The 18,477-nt window shown below is 71.3% G+C and carries 18 protein-coding genes; 6 read left to right on the top strand and 12 right to left on the bottom strand.

The window, feature by feature from the left end:
• Positions 1 to 25: 25 nt before the first annotated feature.
• The 9 genes from ACO0LU_RS01230 to ssd form a co-directional block, all read right to left on the bottom strand.
• Complete coding sequence (locus ACO0LU_RS01230; protein WP_424789610.1) at positions 26 to 2,383, bottom strand: DEAD/DEAH box helicase; 2,358 nt, start codon at positions 2,381 to 2,383, stop codon at positions 26 to 28.
• An 85-nt stretch (positions 2,384 to 2,468) separates the two neighbouring features.
• Entirely contained in the window at positions 2,469 to 3,227 is a 759-nt protein-coding gene (locus tag ACO0LU_RS01225; RefSeq protein WP_424789609.1) for a phosphatase PAP2 family protein, read from the bottom strand.
• 24 nt (positions 3,228 to 3,251) lie between these two features.
• Positions 3,252 to 3,659, bottom strand: a complete 408-nt coding sequence (locus tag ACO0LU_RS01220) for an Rv3654c family TadE-like protein (protein ID WP_424790175.1) — start codon at positions 3,657 to 3,659, stop codon at positions 3,252 to 3,254.
• A 122-nt stretch (positions 3,660 to 3,781) separates the two neighbouring features.
• Entirely contained in the window at positions 3,782 to 4,105 is a 324-nt protein-coding gene (locus tag ACO0LU_RS01215; protein WP_424789608.1) for a TadE family type IV pilus minor pilin, read from the bottom strand.
• Positions 4,106 to 4,144: 39 nt separating this feature from the next.
• On the bottom strand, positions 4,145 to 4,354 hold the full coding sequence (locus tag ACO0LU_RS01210) for a DUF4244 domain-containing protein (RefSeq protein WP_424789607.1): 210 nt from the start codon (positions 4,352 to 4,354) through the stop codon (positions 4,145 to 4,147).
• 167 nt (positions 4,355 to 4,521) lie between these two features.
• Positions 4,522 to 5,076 carry a type II secretion system F family protein gene (locus ACO0LU_RS01205; RefSeq protein ID WP_424789606.1) on the bottom strand — a complete coding sequence of 185 codons (555 nt, stop codon included), beginning with the start codon at positions 5,074 to 5,076 and terminating at the stop codon, positions 4,522 to 4,524.
• Positions 5,076 to 5,939, bottom strand: coding sequence for a hypothetical protein (locus tag ACO0LU_RS01200; protein WP_424789605.1), 864 nt, complete (start codon positions 5,937 to 5,939; stop codon positions 5,076 to 5,078). The genes ACO0LU_RS01205 and ACO0LU_RS01200 overlap by 1 nt, the downstream gene beginning before the upstream one ends.
• Positions 5,936 to 7,129: a TadA family conjugal transfer-associated ATPase gene (locus tag ACO0LU_RS01195; protein WP_424789604.1), complete on the bottom strand. Its 1,194-nt coding sequence runs from the start codon at positions 7,127 to 7,129 to the stop codon at positions 5,936 to 5,938. The genes ACO0LU_RS01200 and ACO0LU_RS01195 overlap by 4 nt, the downstream gene beginning before the upstream one ends.
• Positions 7,126 to 8,202 carry a septum site-determining protein Ssd gene (gene ssd / locus ACO0LU_RS01190; RefSeq protein WP_424789603.1) on the bottom strand — a complete coding sequence of 359 codons (1,077 nt, stop codon included), beginning with the start codon at positions 8,200 to 8,202 and terminating at the stop codon, positions 7,126 to 7,128. The genes ACO0LU_RS01195 and ssd overlap by 4 nt, the downstream gene beginning before the upstream one ends.
• 520 nt (positions 8,203 to 8,722) lie before the next feature.
• Here ssd and ACO0LU_RS01185 point away from each other — a divergent pair.
• The 4 genes from ACO0LU_RS01185 (at position 8,723) to ACO0LU_RS01170 (ending at position 13,669) form a co-directional block, all read left to right on the top strand.
• Entirely contained in the window at positions 8,723 to 9,802 is a 1,080-nt protein-coding gene (locus tag ACO0LU_RS01185; RefSeq protein ID WP_424789602.1) for a hypothetical protein, read from the top strand.
• A 111-nt stretch (positions 9,803 to 9,913) separates the two neighbouring features.
• Entirely contained in the window at positions 9,914 to 11,911 is a 1,998-nt protein-coding gene (acs, locus tag ACO0LU_RS01180) for an acetate--CoA ligase (protein WP_424789601.1), read from the top strand.
• Between the two features lie 70 nt (positions 11,912 to 11,981).
• The gene (locus ACO0LU_RS01175) at positions 11,982 to 12,896 is read left to right on the top strand and encodes an alpha/beta fold hydrolase (RefSeq protein ID WP_424789600.1); all 915 of its coding nucleotides are present in this window, start codon (positions 11,982 to 11,984) and stop codon (positions 12,894 to 12,896) included.
• A 95-nt stretch (positions 12,897 to 12,991) separates the two neighbouring features.
• Entirely contained in the window at positions 12,992 to 13,669 is a 678-nt protein-coding gene (locus ACO0LU_RS01170) for a Crp/Fnr family transcriptional regulator (RefSeq protein ID WP_424786759.1), read from the top strand.
• Positions 13,670 to 13,684: 15 nt separating this feature from the next.
• On the opposite strand, the gene ACO0LU_RS01165 is transcribed toward ACO0LU_RS01170, so the two are convergent.
• The 3 genes from ACO0LU_RS01165 to ACO0LU_RS01155 form a co-directional block, all read right to left on the bottom strand.
• Positions 13,685 to 14,143, bottom strand: a complete 459-nt coding sequence (locus tag ACO0LU_RS01165) for a RidA family protein (protein ID WP_424789599.1) — start codon at positions 14,141 to 14,143, stop codon at positions 13,685 to 13,687.
• A complete protein-coding gene (locus ACO0LU_RS01160) occupies positions 14,140 to 14,301 on the bottom strand; it encodes a DUF4177 domain-containing protein (protein ID WP_424786761.1) in 162 nt (53 codons plus the stop codon). The genes ACO0LU_RS01165 and ACO0LU_RS01160 overlap by 4 nt, the downstream gene beginning before the upstream one ends.
• 73 nt (positions 14,302 to 14,374) lie before the next feature.
• Complete coding sequence (locus tag ACO0LU_RS01155; RefSeq protein ID WP_424789598.1) at positions 14,375 to 14,725, bottom strand: WhiB family transcriptional regulator; 351 nt, start codon at positions 14,723 to 14,725, stop codon at positions 14,375 to 14,377.
• Positions 14,726 to 14,932: 207 nt separating this feature from the next.
• Here ACO0LU_RS01155 and ACO0LU_RS01150 point away from each other — a divergent pair, with 207 nt between their 5' ends.
• Positions 14,933 to 17,443: a transglycosylase domain-containing protein gene (locus tag ACO0LU_RS01150; RefSeq protein WP_424789597.1), complete on the top strand. Its 2,511-nt coding sequence runs from the start codon at positions 14,933 to 14,935 to the stop codon at positions 17,441 to 17,443.
• Between the two features lie 77 nt (positions 17,444 to 17,520).
• Positions 17,521 to 18,459: a metallophosphoesterase gene (locus ACO0LU_RS01145; protein WP_424789596.1), complete on the top strand. Its 939-nt coding sequence runs from the start codon at positions 17,521 to 17,523 to the stop codon at positions 18,457 to 18,459.
• The last annotated feature ends 18 nt before the right edge of the window (positions 18,460 to 18,477 follow it).

Below are 18,477 nucleotides of genomic sequence, written 5' to 3'. Positions count from 1 at the left end.
GCACCGGCCCGGCTCTGACGCCGGCTCACGGTGCAGGGGCGACCTCGCACAGTAGGCCGAGTACCCGCAGCGCCCCGGCCTTGTCGAGGGGGGAGTTGTTGTTGCCGCATTTGGGCGACTGCACGCACGATGGGCACCCGGTGGCGCAGGGGCAGTGCGCGATCGTGTCACGGGTGGCGCTGATCCAGGTGCGGGCGGCCTCGAAACCGCGCTGGGCGAACCCGGCGCCACCAGGGAGCCCGTCGTAGACGAAGACCGTGGGCGCGAATGTGTCGGCGTGCAGGGCCGCTGACAGCCCCCCGATGTCCCAACGGTCACAGGTGGCGATCAACCCGAGCAGGCCGATCGCGGCGTGCTCGGCGGCGTGCAGCGCGCCGGGGACCTCGCCGGGGCCCACACCGGCCTCGGTGAGCACGTCCTCGGGTACGCTCCACCAGCATCCGGTGGTGGCCAGGGTGCGTTCGGGCATCTCCAGCGGGTAGGAGCCCACGATCTCCATACCGGGCAGACGCCGCCTGTCATACCCCGTGACTCGGAAGGCCACCTCGAGGTCACCGAAGCCCCAGGTGACCGGCCCCCAGGTGCGCGAGGTCCGGGTGCTCACCACCCGCACCTCCTTGTCGGTGCGAGCGCGGGTGCGGTAGGGCACGTCCGCCTCGACTACCAGGGCCACGTCGTCGGCGAAAGCCTCCACCCGGAAGGTGCGGCCCTGGTGGATGTAGATGGCCCCGGTGTGCACGCTGGCATCGGCCCGGGTCTCATCCACCGTCCCCAGCACCCTGCCGGTGTCGGCCTCGACCACCTGCACCTGGGCCGAACCTCCGCCGCGCAGGTCGGTCAGGTCCGCCGGTCGTTCGGGACGGTCGTAGTTCCAGTACCACCCGCCGGCTCGGCGGCGCAGCAGGCCCCGCGCGGTGAGCGCATCGAGAACGGCCGTGTCGTTCAGGGAGAAACGGGGCAGGTCCTCGGGGGTCAGGGGGGCCTCGGCAGCGGCCGCGCACAGGTGTGGGCCGAGCACGTAGGGGTTGGTCGGGTCGAAGGTGGTGACCTCCACGTCGGCCTCGAAGATCGCCTCGGGGTGGTGCACCAGGTAGTTGTCCAGCGGGTTGTTGCTGGCCACCAGCACCGCCAGCCCTTCGGCGCCGGCTCGTCCGGCCCGGCCCACCTGCTGCCACATCGAGACCCGCGTCCCGGGCCAGCCGGCGATCAGCACCGCGTCCAGCCCAGCGATGTCAACCCCCAGTTCCAGGGCGTTGGTGGTGGCCAGGGCCAGCAAGTCGCCGGTGCGCAGGCGCTGTTCGAGGTCGCGCCGCTCCTCGGGCAGGTAACCGCCGCGGTAGGCGGCCACGGCCCCCGGCCCTACGTGGGCGCCAACCAGGTGCAGTTGTTCCTGGGTGTGCTGGGCCACGACCTCGGTGGCCAGGCGCGAGCGCACGAACGCTAGGGTGCGGTGGCCCGCGCCGACCAGATCGGCCAGGAGTTCGGACACCTCGGCCAGAGCCGAGCGCCGGGGGCCTTCGTCGTCGTCCTTCTCCTGCTCCTCGCTCCACGGCAGTTGCGCCAGGGCCGGCTGCCACAAGGCGATCGTGCGCCGTCCGCTCGGCGCGCCGTCGTCGACCACCGCGTGGATCCGCCCGGCCTCCACGCCCAGCATCCGCTCCGCGGTGGCCGCCGGGTCTCCGGTGGTGGCCGAGGTCATGATCACCTGCGGCTCGGCGCCGTAGCGGGAGGCGATCCGCAACAACCGGCGCAGCACCAGTGAGACGTGCGCTCCGAATACTCCGCGGTAGGCGTGGCATTCATCCACCACGATGAATCGCAGGCCGCGCAACAACCGGTCCCAGCGGCGGTGCGCCCCGAGCATCGCGAAGTGCAGGAAGTCGGGGTTGGTCAGCACGATGTCGGCGTAGTCCCGGGCCCAGTCCCGCTCCAGCAGCGGGGTGTCCCCGTCGCAGGTAACGGCCCGGACGTCGGCGATGCCCCCGTCGGTGAGCAGCCCGCTCAGGGCGTGCAACTGGTCGGCCGCCAGGGCCTTGGTGGGGCTCAAGTACAGCGCCGTGGGCCGGCGGCGCAGTTGCGAGATCCGCCCGGTACTGACTGGTGCGCGGATCGCCGATACCGCCGGGAGCCACGCCGCCAGGGATTTGCCCGAACCGGTCGTGGTCGCCAGCACCACGTGCTTGCCCTCCCACGCGGCATGGGCCGCCTCCACCTGGTGGGTCCAGGGGTGGTGCACGCCATGAGCCGCATAGGCGGCGACCATCTGGGGGTCGGACCAGGTGGGCCAGGTGCCGTGCCGGGCCGGCCGGGCCGGGATCTGGTGCAGGTGGACCAACCGGTCGGCCCGGCCGGCCAACACCACCTCGACTGCTGCGGACGTCACCTGAGTGATTGTCTCAGGGACTCCACGGCAGTGGGTGGGCGAGCGCCTCGCACCCCACCGGTCCTGAGTGCCGGAGCAGGCAGCCTCAGCCGGCTGCGGCTGGGTGCCGGCCGGCCTGGGGTCGGCCCGGGCAGGCGGGTCGGAGCACGAGGAGCACCACCGCGAACCAGACCGTCCCGAGCATCCAGCCACCGACCACATCGGTGGGCCAGTGCATCGCCAGGACCACTCGAGTGAGTCCGACCCCCACCGCCAGGGCCAGGATTCCCGCGGCGAGGAGGAACCGCCGCCAACTACGCCGCCACCGCACCAGCAACCAGGCCAGCAGCAACCCGAGCACCATCGCCCGGGTTGCGTGACCGGAAGGAAAAGCGGAGAACGTGGCGGTCTCTGCGGCCTCCCCCGGACGGGTCCGGTTGACCAGGAGCTTGGTCACCGCCATCAGCACCGCCCCGCCCGCGAGCGCCAGCAGCGCGACCGCAGGCAGGTCGGGTCGCCGGGTCCGCCACCACAACACGCCCACCACGACCACGGTCAGCGCCGCCGAGACCCAACGGTCCGCCAGGCCTGAGAGCACGCCGACGGCGGTGAGCGTGCCGGGACCGGACGATGACAACCGCGACAGCAAGGTGAGGTCGACACCGACGCCCTGGCCGGAAACGAGCACAAGCCCGACCGATGTTGTCGCGAGGACCAGCAGAACCGCGCCCACGGTCAGCCCGGCAGCCGCGCTCAGGCGCGAGCGTGCGCCGGTCAGACGGATCTCACCCAGATCGCCATGCCGGATCTTCCTGTTGCCCTCGTGGTCAATGGCTGACCTCCCGACGTGGTCGAAACCATCCATTCTGCAGGAGCCGGCGGGGGCCTGTCACGAAGGGCGGACCTGTCGCAGAAGGCTCGCAGGTGCCGGGAGGTGGGGTGAGCCGCGCGGGAGGCGTGAGGTAGCGCGTGCGCCGAGAGGGTCGATGCCGACCGGTCCCGCCCGTGCCCCGGCGTGAGCTCTGGTACGCCATCCCGGCAGTGGCTGGAGGGACACCGCCACATGCACCTGTACGAGGGGTCCCACGGCCCGGCACTCGGTGAGTTGCACCTGGTGCCAAGCCGCCACACGGGCAGCCACCGGGCACCCGGGCACACCACTGCGGGCGTACTCGTGCGCGGCGGCCAACGCGGCCAGATCGGCAACGCCCTGCGCGCGGGCCTGGGCGTGGGTGGACCGGGCCAGGGCGCCGAGTCCGAGGGCCAGGACCAGGGCCACGGAGACCACCCCGAGCATCAGTACGGTCATCGAGCCCCGGTCGGCTCGGCCTGGCCCGGCCCGAGTACGTTTCGCCCGGACCGGGCGGTCCCCATTCGTTTCGGGGTGCGCCGCTGATCCCGGCCGGCGCTGCGTGGCGCTCACGGTTCGGCGCTGGGTTCGGGGACGGCGGAGAACTCCGCACTGATGCGCCAGGTTCCCCACCACTGGCTCACCAGGGGCCGGCTGACCTGTACCCGCACCCAATCCGGGCCGGCATCGATCCGCACTGCGGCGCCGTCACCTGCCCGGTCTGCCACGATCCTGTGCACCTCGGCCTGGCCGTGCCCGAGGGCTGCCGCCCGGGCCCCGGCGCGAGCGGCGTCCGTGCAACGCAACTGCGCCACGGACGCCGCCCCCAGGGTCACCACCAACAACAGCACCAGGAGCACTGCCGGCAGGCACAAGGCGAGTTCGGCGGTCACCGAACCCCGCTGCACTGCTCGTCGGTGGTGGGCCATGGGTCAGCCCGCCACCGAGAGCGCTTGCCGGATGATGCCCATCAGGAATCCGCGCACCTCATCGGAACGCAGGATCAGTAGCAGCACCCCGGCGAACGCAGCCGCCGCCAGGGTGGCGATGGCGTACTCAGCGGTGGCCATCCCGGCATCGGTGGTGCGTCGCACCGCCGACCACCGGCGCCGGAGCTCGGCCCCGGCGTGGGTTTCGGCCATGGTTCTCTCCCTCCTGCACCCACACGGTCGGCGGGTGCGGTGCACCCACTGTGGGATGCCGTGCCCACCCCGTGCCGGGGCCGCCCGAGTGGTTGTGGACACCGGTCGCGGCGGCTGCGCTCTGTGGACCCGCCGGCCATCCAGGGGCAGGGCGAGCCACGGGGCTCTCAGGGCCAGAGCGAACCACCGGTGGACAACAGCACCGGGGCCAACCCCAGGAGCACGAACGCAGGCAGCCAGCACAGGCCCATCGGCAGCACCAGGCGCACACCCAGGCGGGCCGCGGCCTCCCGCGCCTCCTCCGCCCGGCGCCTTCGGATCTGCGCCGCGGCGTGCCGCAACAGGCCGCCGGGCGCCACACCGTCGGTCCAGGACGGCTGCAGTGCCCGGTTCAATGTCTGCAGGTCCTGACCCGCCCGCGCCCACGCCGTCGGCCAGTCCCCACCCAGGCGCAGGGTCGCGGCCACCTGCTGCAGTTCCTGCCCCTGCTCGCCCGGCACCGCCCGGCCCAGCGCCGCCAAGGAAGCCGGGATCGAGGCACCGGCCTGGATCGCCGCACCCAGGATGTCCGCCAGAACAGCGGCGTCCACCCGGGCGTACTCCGCCGTCGGGCGGCTGTCCGCACCTCCCGTACTGCCGGTGCAGGACGCCGCTTTCGCCCTTCTCAGCGTCCACGGAGCTGCCGCCAGCACCAGCAGCACCGGAACCCACCACGGGCTCATCACGACCCGACCCGTTCAGCAGCACGCACCATTCGGGCCGACCAGAGGTGACCGGCCGCCATCAGCAAGGCTCCCAGTACCAGGCAGGCGCTGCCCCACCCGCCGTCGAAGAGAACCTGGGCCGGAGAGGCACCCCACGCACTGCCCAGCACCAGCCCGGCCAGTGGCAACCAACCCAGCAACCGGGCGGTAGCACGCGGGGCCGCGAGCGCCGTGCGCCGTGCTGCCCGGGCACGGCCCGCCTCGACCACACCGTCCGCGCTGGCCTGGAGCACCCGGGCCAGCGGAGCCCCCACCGTGTGCGCCATCCGGCACGCCACCTCCGCCCCGGCGATCTGATGGATCAGTGCCACCTGGTCCTTGCCGGCCCGGCGCCGCCCGAAGCCGATGGGCCGGCCCGGGTGCGCCGGAACCGGCCGCAACGCCCCCAGTGCTGCCGGCACGCCGTCGTCGGCCATACCCGCTTGCCCCGTCGGCACGCGGCCCGGTAGGGCCTGTTGCCAGGCCCGCCCGGGTGCGGCCCCGGCGCTGATGCGGGCAGCGACCTCGGTCAGCACCGCACCCAGATCCACCGGTGGTGACCGCCGGCGCCAGTGCACCAGTCGCTGCCGCCACCCCCGGGCTCGGCCGGCACCGTGAGATCGGCCGATCCCGCGCGTTCGGCCGGTACCGCGGGTGCGGTCGCCATCGCGATCACGGTCCGGATCCTCGCCCTCCAGAGCGCTCCGGCCATGCCACGCGCACATGCCCGCGGCGCGGACGGTGCGGCCCACCGGCCGCCCCGGCAGGGTCCAGGCCGACGCTGCTACCACCAGCAGCAGTGGTAGCGCGGCGGCGGTCAGCGTCGCCCAGACCGGGCTCATCGCGGTCCGGCATCCAAGCGCGCGGCGAGCGCGGGCCAGGCAGGTCCTGGGCTGAACGCCCCGTCGGAGCCGGCCGACATCGCCACCGGACAGGTCATGGCGCCGGCTGTGTCCAGGGTCATCACCGCGATCTGGTCGAGGTATCGGCGCCCGCCGTCGCGGCGCAGGTGCACGATCGCATCCAGGGCGCTGGCCGCCTGCACCGCTACCGCTGCGGGGTCCAGACCGGCCAGGGAACCCAGCGCCACCAGCCGGGCCGGCACGTCACCGGCGGCGTTGGCGTGCACGGTCGCCCAGCCGCCGTCGTGGCCGGTATTCAACGCGCCGAGCACCTCCCGGACCTCCGCACCCCGGCACTCCCCCAGCACCAGCCGGTCCGGCCGCATCCGCATCGCGGTACGGACCAACTGGTCCAGTCCCACCCCGCCGGCACCCTGCACGTTCGAGCGTCGCACCTGCAGGTGCACCACGTGTGGATGATCGGGTATCAGTTCGGCAGCCTCCTCGATGCACAGGATCCGCTCGGTGCCCGGCACCAGGGACAGCATCGCCGCCAGCAGGGTGGTCTTGCCGGCGCCGGTGGCCCCGGAGACCATGACGTTGGCCCGCACCTGCACCAACTGGTCCAGGATCTGCGCGCCGATGCCATCGACGAAGCCCTGCTCGCGTAGTTCGGCCAGGGACAGTGCCCGGCGCCGCATGCTGCGCAGCGAGATCACCGCATCGACGGTGGCCAGCGGTGCCAGCACCGCATGGAGCCGGGTGCCGTCCGGCAACCTGCCCTCGGCCACCGGTGCGGCGTCATCGAGGCGCTGCCCCGCCGCACCCGCCAGCCGGGTGGCCAGCGCGCGCACCGGTCCCAGCCCCGGCACGTCCACCGGCTGCAGTCCGGCGCCCCGGTCCAGCCAGACCTGACCGGGACCGTTGACCAGGACGTCGGTCACCTCCGGATCATCCAGGAGGGGTTGCAATACCCCTGCGCCGGCCACGTCCTGGTGAGCCGATCTGGCCAGGTGCCAGCGCTGGTGGTCCGAGCGCAGCCCCGGCACCGACCGCACGGCCGTGGTCACCGACTGTGCGCCGGTTCCCGCGGCAGCCAGGTGCGTGCGGATTCGCGCCAGCGAGGACTGGGCTCCCGAGTCGTCCGCGTGCCCCACGGGCACCGGCTCGGGCAGGGCCCCCGCAGTCATGCGGCACTTCTCCGGCCGGCCAGGTCGAGGGCGGCGGCCAGCGCCCGTCCGGTCCGCATCAGCGGTCCGTTACCGTGATCACCCGGCGCGACTCCTCGTTCCAGACCGGCGGCAAGTGCCCGTTCCGGGCGCATCTGTGCCGCCAGGGGCACATCGCAGGCTTGCGCGATCTCGGCAGCGGTCAGGCCGCCCGGTGAGGGACCGCGCACCACCAAATGCACCGCTGCGGCGCCGAGCGCCCTCCGGGTGCTTTGCACCCCGGCCGCCGAGATCACGTCACAACCGGCCAGCAGCACCACGGCATCGCACATCCGGGACCAGCGGTGCCAGCCGTCGTGGCGGGCGATGTCCAGCACCATCACATCCAGGTCCCCCCACAGGGCCTGCAGCACGGCATCGCCGGTGGGGGTCGGCACGCCCCCGCGCCAGTCCGCCGACAACACCCGGACCGAATGCCAGATCGGCAGGGCGGCGGTCAACTGCTGGCCGTCATAGTCCCCCTCCGGGGCGGTCAGGTCCGCCCAGCGCACGCCCGGCTCATCCTCGATCCCCAGCAGCAGGTCCACCCCGGCGCCCACGGCATCCAGGTCGACCAGAGCGGTGCGGGCCCGGTCGGCGGCTGCGGCCCGAGCCAGTACCGCAGCCAGGCTGGAGGCACCCACACCACCCCGCGCACCCACCACCCCCACCACCACGGCCTGCCGGATCCGGGCAGCGGCACGGATCCGCCGCAGCAGCTCCTCCCCCTGCCGGGGCAGCCGCAGGATCCCGTGCCGACTCCCGCCGTCGGGCCCTCGCCCGGACCGGCCACCACGATCGGGGGCCTCCCCCTCCCCGGCCATCACCGGGAGCACGGAGGCACCCCAGGACGGGTGGGACGGAAGCGCTTGTGTGGGGTCCTCCAACAGCAGCCGGGCACGGGGCGCGGGCGCACCGGGCGGGCAGATGAGGATCGCCACCTGCAGCAACTCCCCGATCGCCCGGACCTGTTCGATCAGCGCCGGATCAGCCGACCGCAGCGCCACCGGCGGCGCGTCGGGCTCGCCCTCCTGCCGGTCGTGGTCCCGATCCATCCTGCTCCGCCTCCCTGCTCGGCCAACGCCCTGCTGGCCTTCTCAGCGTGCCGATCACGCCCTCGCGCAGCACGGCCGCCGGGGCACGCTGTGGACGCCGCCCCCCGAAGCACAGTCGCTGTGGACAAGCACCGCATCGGAGCACCGCTCTCGCGCACGCGCAGTTCGCCGGCGGTGTCCAGCGCAGTGCCCACAAGATGAGACCGGGACGCGGATCGATCCGCCGAACCACTCGCGCTCGGGCCGATAACGGGGTACAAAGGAAGGACAACTCCATCGGGCAGTGAGAACCCACGCGCGATCAGTCCACGCATAGGACCGGGCGAACGGGCAAGTCCCGTAGCGACCCATACGAGATGAGCACGCTTGATACCTCACCGGCACGATGAAGGCGACGACGGCGCCCCGCCCGGGCGTCGTCGTTGTGCGTAGGGCGGATTGGATACCTCCGGCGCGCCCGGGGGGCGCGGCCAGCATCGGATCGCTACGGTGAACGCATCCGGATCAACCTGGAGGCATTGTGAGCACTGACCCGCGCCATGACGAGGCACGCGACCAAGGTGATGACGTCGAGCCCGTCACCTCCGATAAGGCACCCGGGGCCGCGGCGGGCGAGGAAGTCTCTCCCGGGCCGCTGCCCGGCCCCGCCCCTGCCGAGGGCACCGGCACCGCCGGGGACTCCTGGAGGGGACCAGGCGACGCCGAACCCACAACGGCCATGAGTTCCTCCTCCGAGCGTTCTGACGTCGATCGGTCCGCCACCGACGCCGACCCGGGTGCCCGCTCGCCCGGTGAGGCAGGAAGCGGGAACGCCGACTACACCGGCGGCTCAACCGAGGACGAGGCCACGATGGCCGTACCGGCCGCGTCCCCGACCCACGACGACGACGCCGCCCTGCGCGAAGAGCGCGAGCGCCGGTTCGGTCGCTTCGGGCGCTCCCGCGACGCCGATAAGGAACCGGCCGAGGGTGAGGTACGCACCACCGCCCTCCCCGCCCCGGGCGCGACCGCGCCCGGGCAGACCGGCCGGGCCCCCGCGGCCCCCGACGACGCGCGCCGCTCCCGGACCGAGATCAACGAGGAGGACCCGTTCCAGGACTGGGACGACCCGCCGCGCTCGCGCGCCCAGGCGCACTGGTGGGTCGTGCTGATCACGCTGGTGTTCACACCGCCGGCCTGGTACCTGATCGCCGACGGTGGGGAGCGCTGGAGCAACGCACGCGAGGTGGCACCCGATGCCATCCACTTCGGCGCCCTGGTGGAGATCGCCGGTGGGCTCCTCCTGCTGGCGGTCGTGCTGATCGGGGCCCGGTGGTCCTCGGTGGGTCCGATCATCATGGGCAGCATCGCGACCCTGATCGGCGGTGCGTTCCTGGCGATCCCCCAGATGGTCGAGGACTTCCTGGCGGAGTACTCCGACATCTTCACCCGGCTGGGCCAGTTCGGGCAGAACGTTTACGACCACCTGCTCACCGACGGCAACACCGGGCGGATCCTGGCCTACGGAGTCGTGCTGATCCTCGCCGGGGTGATCTCCCACGGTGCGCGCCGGCAGGGCCGGCGTGAGGAACGCCGCCGCGCAGCTGTCGAGGCGCTCTGAGCCACCGGACCGGTCCGGTCGCCGCTGATCCAGCGTCCCAGGTACCGCGGAGCGCTCCGATCGTCTTAGGGTATGGATGGATCTGCACCATTGAGGCTGCCTGGAGGATTGATGAACGACTCAAACAACTCGTCACCCGCACTGGAGAACCTGCTGCAGGAGAAGCGCGCGTTCCCACCCGATGAGGCACTGGCTGCCAGTTCCAACTCCTCACCGGAGCTCTACGAGCAGGCGAACGCCGACATGCCCGGGTTCTGGGCGGAGCAGGCGCGCTCGCTGCTGACCTGGGATACCCCGTTCACGCAGGATCTGGACTTCTCCGATGCACCGACGGCACGCTGGTTCGCCGACGGGCGCCTGAACGCCACGTACAACGCGGTGGACCGGCACGTGGAGAACGGCCTGGGTGACCGGGTGGCGATTTACTTCGAGGGTGAGCCCGGGGACTCCACCACGCTGACCTACGCCCAGCTCAAGGACGAGGTCTCCCGCGTGGCGAACGTGCTGGGAGACCTGGGGGTGGGAACCGGGGACCGGGTGGTGATCTACCTGCCGATGATCCCCGAGGCCGTCATCGCGATGCTGGCCTGTGCGCGGATCGGGGCGCCCCACTCGGTGGTCTTCGGGGGGTTCAGCGCCGATGCCCTGCGCACCCGGATCGAGGACGCCGAGGCCAAGGTGGTCATCACCGCCGACGGCGGCTTCCGCCGGGGCAAGCCCTCCGCCCTCAAACCCGCCGTGGACGAGGCGCTGGTCTCCGGGGGATCCTCCGTCACCAACGTGCTGGTGGTGCGCCGCACCGAGCAGGACGTGGACTGGACCGACGGCCGGGACCTCTGGTGGCACGAGCAGGTCGCCCGGGCCTCCACCGAGCACGCACCGGTCTCGGTGGACGCCGAGCACCCGCTGTTCATCCTGTACACCTCCGGAACCACCGGTAAGCCCAAGGGGATCCTGCACACCACCGGTGGGTACCTGACCCAGACCGCCTTCACCCACCACCACGTGTTCGACCTCAAGCCCGAGACGGACGTGTACTGGTGCACCGCCGACGTCGGCTGGGTCACCGGTCACTCCTACGTCACCTACGGCCCGCTGATCAACGGCGCCACGCAGGTGCTGTACGAAGGCACCCCGGACACCCCGCACCGAGGCCGCTGGTGGGAGATCGTGGCCAAGTACAAGGTGTCGATCCTCTACACCGCGCCCACCGCGATCCGCACCTTCATGAAGTGGGGCGAGTCCATCCCGGCCGAGCACGACCTGTCCTCCCTGCGCATTCTGGGCAGCGTGGGTGAGCCGATCAACCCCGAGGCGTGGATGTGGTACCGCCACGTGATCGGTGGCGACCGCACCCCGGTGGTGGACACCTGGTGGCAGACCGAGACCGGGGCGATCATGATCTCCCCACTGCCCGGTGTCACCACCCTCACCCCCGGCTCGGCCCAGGTCGCCATCCCCGGCGTGCAGGCCCAGGTCTGGGACGACGCCGGCACGCACGTGGGCCCCGGCGGTGGCGGCTACCTGGTCATCACCAAGCCGTGGCCGGCGATGCTGCGCGGCATCTGGGGTGACGAGCAGCGCTTCCGCGACACCTACTGGTCCCGCTTCGAGGGCACCTACTTCGCCGGGGACGGCGCCAAGTACGACGACGACGGTGACATCTGGGTGCTCGGACGCGTGGACGACGTGATGAACGTATCCGGGCACCGCCTGTCCACCACCGAGATCGAGTCCGCCCTGGTCTCCCACGAGTGGGTCGCCGAGGCGGCCGTGGTGGGGGCCTCGGACGACACCACCGGGCAAGCGGTGGTGGCGTTCGTGATCCTGCGCGGTGAGGCCGTCGAACGAGCCGATGAGGTGGGTGAGGGTGACGATGTCGTCTCGGTCCTGCGCAACCACGTCGCCCGGGAGATCGGTGCGATCGCCAAGCCCCGTTCGATCCTGGTGGTGGCTGAGTTGCCCAAGACCCGATCGGGCAAGATCATGCGCCGGCTGCTGCGTGACGTGGCCGAGAAGCGCCCGGTCGGGGACGTCACCACCCTGGCTGACTCCTCGGTGATGGACCTGATCACCCAGGGGATGAACGCACCCACAGCCTCGAGTTGACCGCGACGCGTTCTGCGCGCGCCGGCGGGCGGTGCCACCGGTCCCGCCCGCCGGCACTAGCCTGATCAGCGTGAGCGACCCCAATCTGGTTCTGCGCGAAGGACCGTGGCAGCACCGGATGATCCCGGCCAACGGCACCCGCATCCACGCCGCCCTGACCGGGCCGGATGATGGCACCACCCCGCTGGTGGTGCTGCTGCACGGCTTTCCGCAGAACTGGTTCGCCTGGCGCCACCAACTCGTCGCCCTGGGTGAGCGGGGTTACCGGGTGGCCGCCCTGGACCTGCGCGGGTACGGCGCCTCGGACAAGCCTCCGGGGCGGTACGACCTGCCGGTCCTGGCCGCCGACGTGGCCGCGGTGATCCGCTCCCTCGGCGCGGCCCGCGCCGGCGTCGTCGGTCATGGCCTGGGCGGGCAGGTCGCCTGGGCCATGCCGTCGCTGACGCCCGGGGTGGTGCGCGCGGTCGCGACCCTGGCGGCGCCGCACCCCGCGCGACTGGCTGCGGCCACCGCCCGGACGGCTCCGTTGCGCACGATCCGGTGGCTGGCGCGCGTGCAGGCGCCGTGGTTCCCCGAACGCTCCCTGACCCACGGGACCATGGCCTATCGGGTTCTCGAGGACTGGTCGGCTCCGGGGTGGCGCTGTGGGCAGGCACAGATCTACGCCGACTCGATGCGGCTGTCCTTCTCCGCCCATTCCGCGATGGAGCAGGTGCGGTGGCTGGTGCGCTCCACTCCCCGCAGCGACGGGCGCGCCTACCGGCGCGCGGTCTCCGCCACGGTCCGGGTGCCGGTGCTGGCCATCCACGGGGGAGCGGACCGATTCCTGCCGGTGGGGGCCGCGGACCGGGACCGGGACCTGACCGATTCCGGTTACCGACGAGTAGTGATCGCCGACGCCGGACACTTCCTGCCCGAGGAAGCACCGGAGCAGACCACAGCGGCGCTCACCGCTTGGCTGGATAGGGTTCACCGGGACGACTGAGGACGCGGCGCGCCGTCCTGACCTGCGCGGGCGCCATCTCATGACACACTGTGGAATACCTCACAGACGGTGCACACGATGAAAGGGATTCTTCGATGAACGAGGCCGTGGTGCGCGCAGCGCCGCTCTTCGCCGAGCTGAACGACGAAAGCTTTGCCGCGGTGCGGGCCAAGATGACCGACCTGACCTTCCGGCGCGGCGAGGAGATCTTCCACGAGGGCTCCCCGGGCGACCGGCTGTTCATCGTGGCCTCGGGCAAGGTCAAACTCGGGCACACCGCGCCGGATGGCCGTGAGCACCTGCTGGCCATCCTTGGTCCCGGGGAGATCCTGGGTGAGGTCTCGCTCTACGACCCGGGCGCGCGCACCGCGACCGCCACGGCGCTGGCAACCACCGAGCTGGCCGAGTTGAGCCACACCGAGTTGCTGCGTGTGCTCGATGAACGCCCCGAGATCTCCCAGCACCTGCTGCGTTCCCTGGCCCAGCGGTTGCGGCGCACGAACAACACGGTCTCCTCGCTGATCTTCTCCGACGTTCCCGGCCGGGTGGCCCGGGCGTTGCTGGACCTGGGCCGCCGGTTCGGCCAGCAGACCGATCACGGGGTGCGCGTGACCCACGACCTGACCCAGGAGGAACTGGCCCAACTGGTCGGCGCCACCCGGGAGACGGTGAACAAGGCGCTGGCGGAGTTCTCCTCCCGTGGCTGGTTGCAACTGCACGGACGCAGCGTCACCCTCATCGACATCGAGCGGCTCCGCCGCCGCGCCCGCTGACCAGCACCCGGGCGCTCAGGAGAGGGAGAAGACGAACTCCACCTCGACCGGAGCTCCCAGCGGCAACGCCGCCACACCGACGGCGGAGCGAGCGTGCACGCCGGCGTCACCGAAGATCTCCTGCAAGGCCTCCGAGGCACCGTTGATGACACCGGGCTGGCCGCTGAAATCCGCGGCTGAGTTGACGAATCCGACCACCTTGACCACGCCACTGAGATGATCCACGTCGCCGGCGATGTGGGCGGCCGCCGCGACCCCGTTCAGGGCGCACAGCCGGGCGAGGTCATAGCCGTACTCGGGGCTGATCTCCCCCCCTACCTTGCCGGCGGCCTGCAACTCGCCACCTACCACGGGGAGCTGCCCGGAGGTGAACACCAGGTCGCCATGGCGGATCGCCGGAGTGTAGGCGGCCAGCGGCGCGACCACCTCCGGCAGTTCGATGCCCAGTTCAGCCAGGCGCGCCGACACGCTCATTCGCTCTTCTCCCGCTTCAGGTAGGCAACCAGGTTGTTGGTCCCTTCCGGACCGGGCACGACCTGTACGAGTTCCCAGCCGTCCGCACCCCACTGGTCCAGGATCGCCTTGGTGTTGTGGATGATCAACGGAATCGTTGCGTACTCCCAAGTAGCCATGGGCCGATCCTACGTCAGCGCGTGCGCCGGGCTCACGCGGACCCGCCCCGCCCACCGACGAACGGTCAGGGCACTAACTGCCGGCGGCCCGCGCTACGCTGCGCCGGTTCCGGCCCAGACCCCAGCGCTGCCCGAGCAGCACGTCGAGGTCGTTGCCATCGAGCCCCTCCAGCAACTCCGACCAGGACCCCACCTCGGGACTGCGGCGCAGCAGTGCGCGGCGTTCCCGCTCGGTCATTCCGCCCCAGACCCCGAACTGGATTCGATTGTCCAGCGCATCCGCCAGACACTCGGTGCGGACCGTGCACGAGAAACAGATCTCTCGTGCCGACCGCTGCGCGGCACCTTGGACGAACAAGTCATCCGGCGCTTCCTTGGCGCAGGCGGCACGGGCCGTCCAACTCTGATCGATGTCCACACTCATCGCAAGAACCTCCACGTTGAGGGGTGGAAGCGGCCCCTATACCGCTCCGCACTTTACCTGTTCTTGAGAACATAAGGTACGGCGGCATGGTTTGCCAAACTTCGGCCCCGTGAAGGAAGTGTGAACCTTGCCCGGATGTGTGGCACGCGATAGCCGATCCGGCCCCGCCGACGGCTCACATGCGCGTACGCATCGTAGGCTAGTGGGATGGCCAAGCCTCCTTCCCGTAGTTCGCGGGCGGTGAATCCCGCTCAGTTGCTGTCGCTGTTCCTGGCATTCGTGCTGGTGGCAGCAACCGGTGGCGTACTTACCGCAGGGCTGGTGATGCCGATGGTCGCCGCTGTCGGGGCCACGGCCAACGCCTCCACCGAACTCTTCGACGAACTCCCCGAGGACCTGGGCAGCGAACGGGTCTCCGAGCAGTCCCGGATGTACGCCGCGGACGGCACGCTACTGACTACCTACTACGCCCAGAACCGCATCGTGGTGGCGCTGGAGGAGATCTCTCCGCACATGGCCGACGCGGTGATCGCCATCGAGGACCACCGCTTCTACGAGCACGGGGGTGTGGACCCCGAGGGACTGATGCGGGCGGCCGTGACGAACCTGACCAGCAACACCGTCCAGGGCGGTTCCACCTTGACCCAGCAGTACGTCAAGAACGTGCTGATCGAGGCCGGGCAGATCGCCAATGATCCCGAGGCCGTCGAAGCCGCCCGAGCGGCCACCCTGGGGCGCAAGTTGCGGGAGGCCAAACTCGCCATCGCCCTGGAGCGGGTACGCAGCAAGGACGAGATCCTCGAGGGCTACCTCAATATCGCCCAGTTCGGACCATCCCAGTACGGCGTGGAGGTTGCTGCCCGGTACTTCTTCAACAAGAGCGCCGCGGACCTGAACATTGCCGAGTCCGCGCTCCTGGCCGGCGTCACCCAGTCCCCTGCCCGGTGGAACCCACAGGTCCACCCGGAGAACGCCCAGGTGCGCCGGGACCGTGTGCTCAGCCGCATGTTCGCCGAAGACTTCATCACCCAGGAGGAGTACGACGAGGCCGTCGCCACCAACGTGGAGGACATGCTCGAGGTCACCCCCACCCCCACCGGGTGTGGCGCCGCGGGCCATGCCGCCTACTTCTGTGACTTCGTCACCAGCATCATCACCAATGACCCCGCGTTCGGGGAGACCGAGGCCGAACGGCGCCAGTTGCTCCTGCGCGGGGGCCTGGAGATCCACACCACGATCGACCTGGACATGCAGGAGCAGGCGCACCAGACCGCGATGGAGGCCATCCCTGCTGATGACCCCTCCGGGGTCTCGACCGCGATCTCCACCGTGGAACCCGGGACCGGTGAGATCAAGGCGATGGCCCAGAACACCGACTACGGCAGGCCCGCAGAGGATGCCACCCGTAACACCGAGGTGAACTTCAACGTCGACCGCGCCTTCGGTGGCGGCGGCGGGTTCCAGACCGGCTCGACCTTCAAGGTGTACGTGCTGGCCGAGTGGCTGCGCCAGGGCAACACTCTGGCCGACCGGGTGGACGGCTCCCAGGGCCAGGAGTTCCCGCGCGAGTCGTGGAACTTCAGTTGCGCCCCGGACGTGGCGGACGATTACGAGCCCCGCAACATCGAGGGCATCGGTACCGGGATGATGAGTGTCCAGGAGGCCACCACCCGCTCGGTGAACACCGCATTCGTGGACATGGCCAACCAGATGGACGTGTGCGGCGTCGACGAGATCGCCCGGGCCACCGGTGTGCACGTGGGCACCGGCACGGACCCGGTTTCCGGCCGGCCGTTGCGGCTGTCCCCCTCGATGGTGCTCGGCGCGAATGAGATCGCCCCGCTGACCATGGCGGCCTCCTTCGCGACCTTCGCCTCCGGCGGCACCTACTGCCAGCCGGTGGCGATCACCTCCGTCACCGACGCCGACGGCGAGGAGTTCACCGTCCCCGAGGCCGGGTGTGAGGAGCGTCTGGACGCCGACGTGGTCAACGGCTTGAACCACTCCCTGCAGCAGGTGGTCAGCGAGTCCCAGGGCACCGGCTCGGCCGCTGCGCTGCCCGGACGGTCCGTCGCCGGCAAGACCGGGACCGCCAACGACAACGCCGCCGCCTGGTTCGTCGGCTACGTGCCCCAGCTCGCCACCGCGGTGTGGGTGGGTCACTCCGAGGAGCCCACGCCGATGATCGGCACTACGATCAACGGCCAGTACTACCCGCGGGTGTATTCCAGCGTGCTGCCGGTGCCGATCTGGCAGCGCTACATGGCCCAGGCTGTGGACGGCATGTCCGTGGAAGGCTTCCCCGAGGCCGAGGAACGTTACATCCACGGTGACCGGGTCCCGGTGCCGAACGTGGTCGGCTGGGGTATTGACGGCGCGACGCGTTACCTGGAGTCCGAGGGCTTCCGGGTGAACGTGGGCGATCCGGTGAGCAACAGTTGGGCCGACGACGGCGACGTCGGTGCCACCGAACCGATCTCGGGAACCCAGGTGCAGCCCGGTTCGACGATCACCCTGCGCCCGAGCCAGAGCGCCTCGAACGAGGACGACTCCGGCGATGAGGACTCCGGCGGCGGGGACAACGAAGCCGGCTCCCGTGGTGGTGGCAATGCCGACGCCTCCGGCCCGGGCAACAGCGGCTCCGACAGGGGCAACAACGGGGACGAATCCGACCCTGGTGAGCGCGGCAACCGCGGTGGCGGCAGGGGCGGAGACTGAGCACCACGGCGGCCGGGACGGCGCTCGGGCGAACTGCCCGCGCAGGCGGGCGCCTGGGTACCGCGGCCGCGGCACTGGTGAGCGCCGGTTCCGGCGTGCTGGCGTGGTCGCTGATCGAGGCGCACTGGTATGCGCTGCGCCGGGTGCAGGTGCCGGTGCTGCCTGCCGGCTCGGACCCGGTGCGGCTGTTGCACATCTCCGACCTGCATCTGCTGCCCGGGGACCGGCGCCGGATCGCATGGGTGCGCGCGCTCGCGGGTCTGCGTCCTGACCTGGTCATCAACACCGGGGACAACATGGCCCACGCCCGCGCGCTGCCGGCGGTGCTGGAGGCCCTCGGGCCCCTCCTGGGCGCCCCCGGCGCCTTCGTGATGGGCTCCAACGACTACTACGCGCCGGTGCCGAAGAACCCGCTGCGGTACCTGCGGCCCCGCCGCGCGGGCACGCCCCCCTCCGCTCCGCGCCTGCCCGGGGAGGAACTCGGCGCCGCGCTGCGGGCGCACGGCTGGTCGGATCTGACCAACCGGCGCGACCGGATCAGGCTCGGGGACCTGGATGTGGCCCTGGTCGGTGTGGACGACCCACACCTGCACCGCGACGAACTGCCGCTCCCGGACCCCGCACCGTCGACCACCTCCACCCGGGCCGACGCCACGCCGTCGACCGCAGCCGGCGAGCCCGAGCACGCCCGCGCGGTGCTGCGACTGGGCCTCACCCACGCCCCCTACGCCCGGGTGCTCACAGCGATGCGCGCCGACGGGACGGACATGGTCCTGGCCGGGCACACGCACGGCGGGCAGCTGTGCGTGCCCGGGTACGGGGCGCTGGTGACCAACTGTGACCTGCCGCCGGCCATGGCCAAGGGTCTGCACGCCTGGCCGGGCGACCAGCAGGACCAGGGTGCCGGTTCGGTCTGGCTGCACGTCAGCGCCGGTCTGGGCACCTCCCCGTTCACCCCGGTTCGGCTGGCGTGCCGTCCCGAGGCCACCCTGCTGACTCTCATCCCACGGGCCTGATCGCCGTCCCCGGCGGGG

The organism is Pseudactinotalea sp. Z1748, assembly GCF_049725185.1.
Classification (GTDB): Bacteria; Actinomycetota; Actinomycetes; order Actinomycetales; family Beutenbergiaceae; genus CALKWS01.
This window is presented reverse-complemented; position numbering and strand designations above follow the sequence as displayed.